The organism is Planococcus sp. A6 (genome assembly GCF_028823615.1).
Classification (GTDB): Bacteria; Bacillota; Bacilli; order Bacillales_A; family Planococcaceae; genus Planococcus.
The window spans coordinates 1-11,730 of the sequence record NZ_JAPEHT010000105.1 but is presented as its reverse complement, the minus strand read 5'-3'; the positions used below and the strand labels follow the sequence as shown (position 1 = coordinate 11,730).

At 49.7% G+C, this 11,730-nt stretch carries 9 protein-coding genes; 8 read left to right on the top strand and 1 reads right to left on the bottom strand.

The genetic code is table 11. The features are described 5' to 3' along the window. The first annotated feature begins 106 nt into the window (after positions 1-106). From ON064_RS13945 to ON064_RS13920, 6 genes are all read left to right on the top strand, one after another. The gene (locus ON064_RS13945; RefSeq protein ID WP_274625239.1) at positions 107-742 is read left to right on the top strand and encodes a class I SAM-dependent methyltransferase; all 636 of its coding nucleotides are present in this window, start codon (positions 107-109) and stop codon (positions 740-742) included. A 13-nt stretch (positions 743-755) separates the two neighbouring features. Next, complete coding sequence (locus ON064_RS13940) at positions 756-1,229, top strand: S-ribosylhomocysteine lyase (protein WP_121298464.1); 474 nt, start codon at positions 756-758, stop codon at positions 1,227-1,229. Between the two features lie 11 nt (positions 1,230-1,240). Then, complete coding sequence (locus tag ON064_RS13935; RefSeq protein ID WP_274625238.1) at positions 1,241-2,176, top strand: PLP-dependent cysteine synthase family protein; 936 nt, start codon at positions 1,241-1,243, stop codon at positions 2,174-2,176. Further along, a complete protein-coding gene (locus ON064_RS13930) occupies positions 2,173-3,306 on the top strand; it encodes a bifunctional cystathionine gamma-lyase/homocysteine desulfhydrase (protein WP_274625237.1) in 1,134 nt (377 codons plus the stop codon). The genes ON064_RS13935 and ON064_RS13930 overlap by 4 nt, the downstream gene beginning before the upstream one ends. Before the next feature lie 245 nt (positions 3,307-3,551). Then, positions 3,552-5,672 (top strand): immune inhibitor A domain-containing protein, encoded by a 2,121-nt coding sequence (locus tag ON064_RS13925; protein ID WP_274625236.1) that lies wholly within the window; start codon positions 3,552-3,554, stop codon positions 5,670-5,672. Between the two features lie 96 nt (positions 5,673-5,768). Then, positions 5,769-6,959 carry a glycine C-acetyltransferase gene (locus tag ON064_RS13920; protein WP_274625235.1) on the top strand — a complete coding sequence of 397 codons (1,191 nt, stop codon included), beginning with the start codon at positions 5,769-5,771 and terminating at the stop codon, positions 6,957-6,959. Positions 6,960-7,880: 921 nt separating this feature from the next. Here the strand turns inward: ON064_RS13920 and ON064_RS13915 are convergent. Then, positions 7,881-9,035: a M20 metallopeptidase family protein gene (locus tag ON064_RS13915; RefSeq protein WP_274625234.1), complete on the bottom strand. Its 1,155-nt coding sequence runs from the start codon at positions 9,033-9,035 to the stop codon at positions 7,881-7,883. A gap of 149 nt (positions 9,036-9,184) precedes the next feature. Between ON064_RS13915 and ON064_RS13910 the strand changes: the two genes are divergently transcribed. Both ON064_RS13910 and ON064_RS13905 read left to right on the top strand, forming a co-directional pair. Beyond that, positions 9,185-10,309 (top strand): mandelate racemase/muconate lactonizing enzyme family protein, encoded by a 1,125-nt coding sequence (locus ON064_RS13910; protein WP_274625233.1) that lies wholly within the window; start codon positions 9,185-9,187, stop codon positions 10,307-10,309. Further along, complete coding sequence (locus ON064_RS13905; RefSeq protein WP_274625232.1) at positions 10,306-11,718, top strand: YfcC family protein; 1,413 nt, start codon at positions 10,306-10,308, stop codon at positions 11,716-11,718. Before ON064_RS13910 ends, ON064_RS13905 begins: the two co-directional genes overlap by 4 nt. The last annotated feature ends 12 nt before the right edge of the window (positions 11,719-11,730 follow it).

The window sequence follows — 11,730 nt, the reverse complement described above, 5'->3', positions numbered from 1 at the left end:
TTCAACTCCTGTCAGTTGAACTAGACAAAAGCATATGTTATAAATAAAACCAAGTAAGACTATTGGATTTGTGTATAATAACATCTGAGAGAGTGGGAGTACAATTATGGGGAGAGAATTTGTCGAGATCTTTGATGAGTGGGTGCATACTTACGATGCCTCAGTTGGTGGGAAAGACCCGGAATATGCAGCGGTTTTTGAAAACTACAAGGATATTCTAGAGGCTGTCGCGAAGAAAGCGGTAAGCCCTGTCGCTGAATTCGGCACGGGCACAGGCAATCTGACAGCAGCGCTTCTGGAAAAAGGAATTGAAGTTACCGGCATCGAACCGAATGCGGCAATGCGCAAAGCGGCAGCAGATAAGTTCCCGGAACTCGTACTGTTGGATGGGGATTTTCTGGATTTCGATCTTCCACAGCAACCGAAAAGCTTCGTCAGCAGTTATGCTTTCCACCACTTAACAGATAGAGAGAAAGAGCAGGCAATCAAGCTTTACGCGTCGCTCTTGCCGAGCGGTGGGAAAGTAGTTTTCGCCGATACGGTTTTCGAATCGGAAGAGGCAAAACAAGGACGCATCGTTTACGAAGAAGGCGAGGGCCACAAAAACCTCGTGGAAGACTTGAAGCGTGAACATTATACGACAGTGCCTGTACTAGAAGGATTGTTTCAGCAAAATGGTTTTGATGTAAACTTCAAACGTCTAAATAATTATGTGTTCTTGATGGACGCAACTAAACGATGAAAGGGAGATTATCATGAAAAAAATGAATGTAGAAAGCTTTAACTTGGATCACACAAAAGTAGCGGCACCTTATGTCCGCTTGGCTGGAGAAAAAACTGGCGCCAACGGAGACGTTATCAAGAAATACGACATTCGCTTTAAACAGCCCAACAAAGAACATATGGACATGCCGGGCCTTCATTCGCTTGAACACATGATGGCCGAGCATAGCCGAAACCATTCAGACCAAATCATCGACATCGGGCCGATGGGCTGCCAAACAGGGTTTTATATCTCAATGATCAACCACGACAGCTATGACGATATTCTAAGAATTTTGGAAGCGACTTTGAAAGATGTAATCGCAGCTGATGAAGTGCCGGCTTGCAACGAGGTGCAATGCGGCTGGGCAGCAAGCCATAGCTTAGAAGGTGCACACGAAATCGCCAAAGAAATGCTTTCTAAAAAAGATGAATGGCGCCAAATCTTCAAAGAAGAATCGGCGTAAGGAGACTCAACATGGATTACGCAACAGAGATTCAGCAATTGATCGGCCGCACGCCGGTATTGGAACTGACGCATAGTACAATTCCGAATGGCTGCCGGATATTCGCCAAGCTGGAATTTTTCAATCCAGGCGGCAGCGTCAAAGACCGTCTAGGCGTGGCATTGATTGCCGACGCGGAGAAACGCGGAGAGCTTAAAGCAGGCGGCACGATTGTCGAGCCGACTGCCGGCAATACAGGCATCGGTCTCGCCATTGCGGCAATCGGCAAAGGCTATCGCCTGAAGCTGGTCGTCCCGCAAAAGTTCAGCATGGAAAAACAAACGCTTATGCGTGCATTAGGTGCTGAAGTAATCAATACGCCGACCGCCGATGGCATCAAAGGCGCCATCAAAAAAGCGACTGAAATAGCTGAGCAAGAAGGCGCGTTCATGCCGGCGCAATTCTCAAACGCCGCCAATCCTGACACCTATGTCCAGACGCTTGGCCCTGAATTTTGGGAGCAGATGGACGGGGAGATCGATATCTTTGTCGCGGGTGCAGGATCCGGCGGCACGTTCATGGGAACTTCCCGTTATTTGAAAGCGCAAAATCAGGCAATCAAGACCGTCATCGTGGAACCGGAAGGCTCGATTTTAAACGGTGGGGAGTCCGGTCCGCATAAAACCGAAGGCATCGGCATGGAATTGCTGCCACCGTTTATGGATACGCAATATTTTGATGCCATCCACACGATTACAGATAAAGAGGCGTTTGCAGCCGTCCGTGAGCTTGCAGAGAATGAAGGGCTTCTCGTCGGCAGTTCATCGGGCGCTGCATTTGTTGCCGCTTTGCGTGAAGCACAATCAGCGAAACCTGGCAGCCACATCGCCACGGTCTTTGCCGATTCAAGCGAACGCTATTTAAGCCAGGATATTTACGGAGCTCTTTTTGAGGAGGAACAACAATGAAACCGAAAACTAGATTGATTCACGGCGGGATCTTCGGAGACGAAGCAACCGGCGCTGTATCGACACCGATTTACCAAGTGAGTACCTATAAGCAGGAAGCTGTGGGCAAGTTCAAAGGCTATGAATATTCACGCACCGGAAATCCGACGCGCCACGCGCTGGAAGAGTTGATTGCGGATGTGGAATACGGGCACGCAGGATTTGCGTTCGGTTCCGGGATGGCGGCCATCTCTTCTGTCATGATGCTGTTCTCAGCAGGCGACCATGTCATCTTGACGGACGATGTATACGGCGGGACTTATCGCGTTATCAATAAAGTACTGAATCGCTTCGGGCTTGAATTTACCTTTGTTGATACGGGTGATTTGGAGCAAGTGAAAGCTGCCGTACAGGAAAACACGAAAGCAATCTTTATCGAAACACCGACCAATCCACTGTTGAAAGTGACAGACATTGAAACAGTGGCGACTTTCGCTAAAGGGAACGGACTGTTGACGATCGTCGATAACACGTTCATGACGCCTTATTTCCAAAACCCGATCTCTCTCGGAGCGGATATCGTCTTGCATAGCGCAACGAAGTATATCGGCGGGCATAGCGATGTCGTCGCAGGGCTTGTCGTTGTCAATACAGCACAATTGGCCGAGGAATTGCATTTCGTCCAGAATTCCGTCGGCGCGATTCTTGGGCCACAAGATTCTTGGCTATTGATGCGCGGGCTGAAAACGCTCGGTATCCGCATGGAAGAGACCAATGGCAATGCCCAGCAAATTGCAGAGTTTTTGGATGGGCATGAAGCGGTCGAAGCGGTCATTTATCCGGGGCTCGACAGCCATTCCGGCAAAGCCTTGATGGAAAAACAAGCACGCGGCTTCGGCGGAATGATTTCGTTTGACGTCGGGAGTAAAGAAAAAGCGGATGACTTGCTGGCCAAGCTGAAATACTTCACCTTAGCTGAAAGTCTAGGTGCAGTAGAAAGTTTGATCTCGGTTCCGGCACAGATGACGCATGCATCGATTCCTGAAGATCGCCGTACAGAACTCGGCATCACAGAAGGCTTGGTGCGAATTTCTGTTGGAATTGAAGATGTGGAAGACTTAATAGAAGACTTGCAGCAAGCATTAGCATAAATTTTAAAGAAGCGGGCAGATGCCCGCTTTTTTTAATGGAGTTCTATAGATTTTATTAAAATCAAAAGACTGCCAAATCAGAATATTAATATAATTTACCCACTGAATACACTACTTGAATGTAACCAATATCCTGTATTTCGGGTAGCGAAATAAATACTTTACCCTATTTAGCAAGAACGAAAGAAGTGGTAATCTTTAGAAAGAAAAAATATTCTGATATTTCTGGAAGGAGTTACATATACATGAAAAAAAGCAAGTGGTTCCCTATTCTATCAGCGAGCGCATTGGCGCTTTCCCTTTATTCCCCAGCAGCGAGTGCTGCACCAGTCGAGGAGCTGCCATCACTCGGCGCTTGGGATGAGGATCGCTACGGCGAACGCATTGATATCGACCAAGAACTAAACCGGTTAACGAATGATGAATCGTTCCAAAAAGAAGCAGAGCAGCGCATCAAAGACCAGGCTGGAGCATTGAACGATGAAACAGCAGACGGTTCAGAAGAAGCTGCGGCAAGCGAGCATTTCACTGAAGATCACGGAACGAAGCTATTCTTAGACCGCAATTTGGCATTTAAAGAATTTACGCTTCGCAGCATCGGCGACAATGTGGAAATCTGGGTTGCCAATGATTTAGCGTATGGCCCGGACAACCCGAAACCCGCGGACATCGTCACTCAAGCGCAAGTGGATAAATTGAAAGTAGAATTCGACAGCAATATCTATCCGAAAGCGACCGAATTCTTTGGCACTCCTGATTCGCTGGACGGCTCGAAGTCGCCGCTTCCTGGCATGGTCGGACTACCGGAAGGTTATTATGAAGGATCCGATAAAGTGATCATGCTCGTCGATAACGTACAGGACGAAGGCTGGAACAATCCATCTTATCCATTCTTCGTAGCTGGTTTCTTCTGGCAGACGCTTGAAAACTATACGGACCGCAATATCATCACGATCGATACCAATTCATGGGAAACGCGTCTGGAGAGCACCTTCTTCGGCACGACAATCCACGAGCTTCAGCATTTGATCCAAGCGGATAACGACGGCGCAGAAGAAACATGGCTCAACGAAGGCATGTCGACTTTCTCAGAATTCCTCGGCGGCTATGGCCACGGTGAAGGGTCGATCAACTTCTATTTGGACCACCCGGAAAACTCGCTCGTCAACTGGGATGAGCATGGAACAGCGGCAACAGGACCTGAAACGATCGCAGATTACGGCCAAGTTTACTTGTTCACGCTTTATATGTACGACAAGTTCGGCAAAGAGTTCATCCGTGAACTAGCGACAGATGGCACGACTCAAGGCATGGCGAGTGTCGATAAAGTATTGGAAGATTACGGCACGAACAAGACCTTCACTGAAGTATATCAAGACTTCATGACCGCATTAACGCTCGATGACGACGCGGTCAGCAAGGATTACAAATTCGATAGCATCGATTTGCGCGAACTGCCAGTCGGTGACGGCGTCCGCGGCAAGACCGTCGATTTCGAGAAAGCGAAAACTTTTGAAAAAGAAGGCGTTCCGGCATGGGGCGGCGACTTTAAGGAATTCGATTTGGACCGCACAGTGCGCGGGATGAAGTTCGACGGCGTGGATTTCCTGCCATTGCAATGGGACACTGTTGCCAATCCACTTGACGCTTCCGAGCAAGTGCTTCATGCCAATAACGGCGACGAAGCAGACCAAGCCTTGATCTTCGGGGCAAAGGTTCCAGCTGAAAACCCGACATTGAGCTTTGAGCATTATTACAATATCGAAGAGCAATGGGATTTCGCGGCTGTCCAAGTGTCTACGGATAACGGCGAAACGTGGGAATCACTCGAGAACGAAAACACGCGTTCCGATGTAGTGGAAGAAGGCTACCCGACGATCAAAGAGAACGTGCCAGGCTTCACAGGTGAGAAAACAAACTGGTCTACTGAAACATTTGATTTGTCGGCATACGCAGGGCAAGACGTATTGGTATCGTTCCGCAACATGACCGACTGGGGCTCTAACGAAGCCGGCTGGTTCATCAAAGATATCCAACTGGGTGATTTCACGGCAGATGGAACTTCTACAGAGCCATTCCAGTCACTCGGCCAGTTGAAAGGGGAGTATGTCGACTTCACGACGACATTCATCCAAACGAAGAAAAACGGCAAGCAGCGCGTATTTAATGTCGATCCGTACAATGTAACGGAAAAAGAAGCGCTCGACTTGCAGCAAGTGCTGCGTGAAGGAAACCTGAAAATGATTACTTCTTATGCAGCAACGCCAGACCAGAAAGAAGCAAAAGAATTCACGTATGAAGTGCTGTACAAAGAAGATAAAAGCAAAGGCAAGGGTAAAGGAAAAGGCAATAACAAAAAGCAATAATCGGGAATGAGCGGGCCGCGGCCCGCTTTTTCTTTTGGAAAAAATGGCGGTGTGATAAGATGGAGTCAGAATTTGTTTTTTGAAAGGAAGAGGACTGTGTCGAAAAAATTAGATGCGTTTTTGGAAGAAAACTTAACGGAATTGAAAGAACAAGGCCTATATAATGAGATCGATCCGGTAGAAGGCCCGAACGGGGCGATTATTAAAATCGGCGGCAAGGACCTGATCAACTTGTCATCAAACAACTACCTGGGGCTTGCAACGGATGAAGACTTGAAGAAAGTAGCGATTCAAGCGATCGAAAAATACGGAGTCGGCGCTGGCGCTGTCCGTACCATCAACGGGACGCTCGACTTGCACGTGGAATTGGAAGAGAAATTGGCTGAGTTCAAAGGAACAGAAGCGGCGATTTCATTCCAATCCGGCTTCAATTGCAATATGGCGGCAATTTCTGCGGTCATGGACAAAAACGATGCAATCCTGTCCGATCAATTGAACCATGCATCGATCATCGACGGCTGCCGCTTGTCGAAAGCGAAAATCATCGCGTTCAAACATTCTGATATGGAAGATCTTCGTGCGAAAGCGAAAGAAGCGACTGAATCCGGCCAGTACAATAAAGTAATGGTCATCACAGACGGCGTCTTCTCAATGGATGGCGATATCGCGAAGCTTCCGGAAATCGTGGAAATCGCAAAAGAGTTTGACTTGATCACATACGTTGATGACGCGCACGGTTCAGGCGTCACAGGTAAAGGGAAAGGTACTGTGAAGCATTTCGGCTTGGAAAAAGAAGTCGATATGCAGATGGGAACCCTCTCGAAAGCAGTCGGCGTTGTCGGCGGCTATGTAGCCGGCAAGAAGCAATTGATCGACTGGCTGCGCGTGCGCTCCCGCCCGTTCTTGTTCTCGACAGCAGTAACGCCAGGGGACGTGGCAGCGACGACGGCTGCGGTCCAAAAGATCATCGATTCAACAGAACTTCACGACAAGCTTTGGGACAACGGCGATTATTTGAAGAAAGGCTTGAAAGAGCTTGGCTTTGATATCGGCGATTCTGCCACGCCAATCACGCCATGCATCATTGGCGACGAGAAATTGACACAACAGTTCTCGAAGCGCTTGTTCGAAGAAGGCGTCTACGCGAAATCGATCGTCTTCCCAACGGTTCCGCGCGGCACTGGACGCGTGCGCAACATGCCAACAGCGGCACACACGAAAGACATGCTCGACGAAGCGATCGAGATCTACGCAAAAGTCGGCAAAGAACTGAATGTCATCAAGTAACACGAAACCCGCACAACTCATTGAGTTGTGCGGGGTTTTTTTGAGCTTATGAAGAGTAAGGACGAGTAAGGGGGAGATTACGCTTCAAGGGGCCTGCAGGATGCAGGTCATGCAGCTGATGCGACAGGACGTTACTATTTTTAAGACGGATAGTGGAGATGTGAGTGGAAGAGATTGCGCTGCAAGGGGCACGCTTGCCGAGGGGCGGGTGTTGAGCCAATGTGCCGCAAAGAGCGCGGCACATTTGTCTCGCCAGCCCGCGCGATCCCTCAGGCGTCGGCCCCTTTCCGCTCCATCTTTAGTTTTAGAGAGGAAATGAAATTCATCACACTTTGAAGTAAGCACAAACAGCTTTGGAAAGCTCCATAATTACAAGCAGAATAGTCAGTGAAGCATCTTTATTACTATCAAGTTCAACTAAGCGTCTCCATCAACGAATGCACCCGACCAACAGCGATACTTTCTCGCACGCAACATCCAATGAAATCTAAAAGCCCAACCGCGCATAAGGGCGAGCCGGAGCAATGAGACAAGTGTTCTTCTTGGCTTATTGCGGGAGGCATGCCCAAAGCGGGAGGCGGCTGCTTCGTGATGAAAAGATCGACAAACTATTCTTCTCACTCACAAGTCTAAATAAGTATCATCCACCAGCGGAAGAACATGTGAAAAAGAGATACTTCATCACTCAAAAAATCCATTGAAAACTAACAGCCGAACCGCGCTCACGGGCTAGCCGGAGCCATAAGACGAGTGCTCTTCTCGGCTTATAGCGAGAGGCATGCCCAAAGCGGGAGGCGTCTGCTTGAAGGTGAAGCAAGCAATGGACAATATACCTCGCTCACTTGTCTCACTAGCAGTTTGTTTCGGTTAGCATACAATAAAATCCCCCTCCAGCGATTAGCTGAAGGGGGATACGTTTTATTATTCTGCAGAATCGGTTTCTGCTTGCTGGGCGTTGAAATAGATGGAAGCGAACACTTTTGCCGTCGTGTTCATCGCGTCTTCATTGAAATCGAAATTTTCGTGGTGGTGTGGATAGACGAGCGCTTCATCTGCCATTTTCGCGCCGACAAAGAAGTAAGCGCCAGGTTTCGCTTGCGTGTAATACGCAAAATCTTCGACTGGCATGATCGGGTCGATGTCGATGACGTTGTCTTCGCCGACGACAGGGCGAGCGGAAGTCCGGACGATTTCTGCCGCTTCGGGGTGGTTCCAGAGCGAATCGTAGCCGGTCTCGACAATCACTTCTGCACGAGCGCCCATGGCAGCAGCGACGTTTTCAGCGACTGAGCGAACGCGTTCGCTGGCGAGCTTGCGCAGTTCAGGGTCGAACACGCGGATGGTGCCTTCCATGACGGCTTTGCTTGGGATGACATTGTCAGCGTCACCCGCATGGAATTTGCCGATCGACACGACGAGTTCTTTCAACGGGTCGGCATTGCGGCTGACGATCGATTGCAAAGCGACCATGATGTGGCTCGCGGCAAGTATCGGATCGATGCCGGTATGCGGTTCGGCGCCGTGGGTTCCGGAGCCGTAGACATTGATTTTGATGGCGTCTTCAGAAGCTTGCAGGTAGCCATCGCGAAGGTAAACCTTGCCGGATTCCATTTTGCTCTGGAGATGAGCGCCGAACACGAGATCGACGCCATCGAGGCAGCCGTCTTCGATCATTGCGCGTGCCCCGCCCGGCGACAGCTCTTCACCGAATTGGTGGATCAGCACAATCGTTCCACGCAGATCTTCCTTGATTGCCATCATCGCTTTCGCGAAGCCAAGAAGGCCGGCAGTATGGCCATCGTGACCGCAAGCGTGCATCACGCCTGGAATCGTCGATTTATAAGAAAGCTCTTTTTGGTCATCGATCGGCAGCGCGTCAAAGTCGGCACGGAAAGCGATGGTCTTGCCGGGTTTGCCGCCTCGGATCGTTCCGACGACGCCTCGTCCGCCAACGCCCCGGCGCACTTCGACTCCCATTTCTTCTAGGCGTGCTGCGATATAAGCAGGCGTCTCCATATCCACCATTTCCTCTTGCAAGGAATCAATTAATGTATCGGTTTGTTTTAATAAGCTCATGAATAATAAACTCCTTTATCCTACAAAAATTTTACACACGCAATGAGGCTATTATACGCCGTATTCCAGCAAGCATCAAAATTATTACGCTATTGCAAAAGTTTTTATAGTATAATCATACATGACTACTTATAAATGGGGGCTTCATTATGAAAATCACTCAAGCACGATTGCATGCAGTGCGCTTTCCTTTGCATGAACCATTCATCATTTCCTATGCGACTTATCCGGACATGCCGTCTTTGATTCTTGAATTGGAAACGGATAATGGCTTGGTCGGTTACGGGGAAGCGGTGCCGGATGAACATGTGACGGGCGAGTATTTTACGGCGAGCTACGAAGTGTTGAAGGAATTATTCCTGCCGGCTGTAATCGGCATGAATCCGTTCGATATTGAAGCAATCCATCATAAGATGAACGGGATTTTGGCGGGCAACCCGGCAGCGAAAGCCGCGGTTGATATCGCTTGCTATGACTTGATGGGGAAAGCTTCGGGACAGCCCGTCTATAATTTGCTCGGCGGCCAGTCGAAAGAGCATTTATCCTATCCGCGTGTCTTGAGCATCGAGTCGCCTGAAATCATGGCGAAAAAAGCGAAACAGGCCGTCGAAGCGGGATACGGATCGTTAAAACTGAAAGTCGGGGCAGGCAACGCACAATTGGATGTGGAACGTATTTTGGCCGTACGGAATGAAGTTGGACCGGATATGCCGATCCGTGTCGACGTCAACCAAGGATGGAAATCGGTCGGGACCGCCGTCTCAGCGATTCGCCAGCTCGAAACAGCTGGGCTCAGCTGGGTCGAACAGCCGATTCGCATGGGCGATATCCGCGGTTTGGCGGAAGTAAGGCAGAAAACAGCCGTGCCGATCATGGCGGATGAGACGGTACAATCGATGGAAGATTTGCTCGAAATTATCCGTCTCGATGCAGCGGATGTCATCAACATCAAATTGATGAAATGCGGCGGAATTTTCCATGCAGTGCAAATGGCGAAAACCGCAGAAGCCGCGGGCATGCTGTGCCAGATCGGTTCAATGGTGGAGTCGTCCGTTGCATCTAGCGCCGGTTACCATGCAGCTATGTCGCGGATCAATATCGAAAGCACCGAGCTGACAGGGCCGCTGTTATTCAGTGAAGAAATCGGCGACTTGAAATACGAGCATCCGCATGTACTCTTGAGCGGCAAGCCGGGGCTCGGCATTGAAGTCGATCCGGAGAAGCTGAAGAAATTGACGGTCACATCTTGTACAGTGGGGGGCGATTTTGCATGACGGCAAAACCCCAAAAACTTAAAAAAAGCGGAGATAAGATTCCGCATACATATGCGATTTTATTTTTGATCATGATCGCGGCGATGGTCGCTTCGTATTTGATTCCAGCAGGGCAATACGAACGGGAGGAAGTGGATGGGCGCACGGTCGTCATCGACAATTCCTTCGCCGAAGTGGAACAAAGCCCGGTCGGATTCTTTGAATTGTTTAAAGCGATTCCCACAGGGATGTCTGAAGCTTCAAGCATCATCTTCTACATCTTCCTAGTCGGCGGCGCATTTGGCATCATCCGTGCGACTGGGGCAATCGAATCCGGAATCGCCAAAGTGGTCGATAGGCTCGAAAAGCGTGAAAAATGGCTCATCCCGATTATCATGATCCTATTTTCGGTACTCGGAGCCACTATCGGGATGGCGGAAGAAGTCATCATCTTCGTGCCGATCGGCATCGCAGTAGCGCGGGCAATCGGCTTTGACGCCATGACGGGAACCGCGATGGTCTCGCTCGGTGCGGCATCCGGCTTTATCGGCGGCATGCTCAATCCGTTCACCGTCGGGATTGCACAAGGCATCGCGGAATTGCAGATCTTCTCTGGAATCGGCTTCCGCTTTGGGGCATATATCTTCTTCCTGAGCTTCGCAATCTGGTACGTCATGCGCTATGCGGCGAAAGTGAAAAAAGACCCGACACAAAGCGTCATCTATGAAATCGAGAAACGCGCACAGAAATCATCGACAAAAGACCAGGCGGAAGCGCTCGGTGCATTCAACTGGCGCCACGGCATGGTGTTCGTGTTCTTGGCAGTTGGCCTTGGCATCAACGTCTACGGTGTATTCGAATGGGGCTGGTACTTGACGGAACTGGCTGCCTCGTTCGTCATTATCGGCTTTGCGGCAGGGCTCGTCGGGAACCTGGGCATCAATCGCATGTTCGATGCTTTTGTCGATGGCATGAAACTAGTAGTCTTTGGCGCATTGATCGTCGGCTTTGCCCGTGCGATTCTGGTTATCATGGAGCAAGGGGTCATCATGGATACGATGATCCACGGCTTATCAAGCGTCATCAGCGGCTTGCCGAATGCCTTGACGGTCATCGGCATGTTCTTCACACAAGTCGTCATCAATTTCTTCATTCCTTCGGGAAGCGGCCAGGCGGCAACGACGATGCCGATCATGACACCGCTGTCGGATCTATTGTCAATCGAGCGCCAAGTGGCGGTGCTTGCGTATCAATACGGAGACGGTATCACCAACTCCATCATCCCGACATCTGCTGCTTTGATGGGTTATTTGGCGGTAGCCGGGATCCCTTATGAAAAATGGGTAAAATTCGTTTGGAAATTGGTCGTCGGCTGGCTGTTGATTGCGCTCGTCGCACTCGTCATCGCCGTCATGATCGGTGTATCGTGAATGCAAAAAATC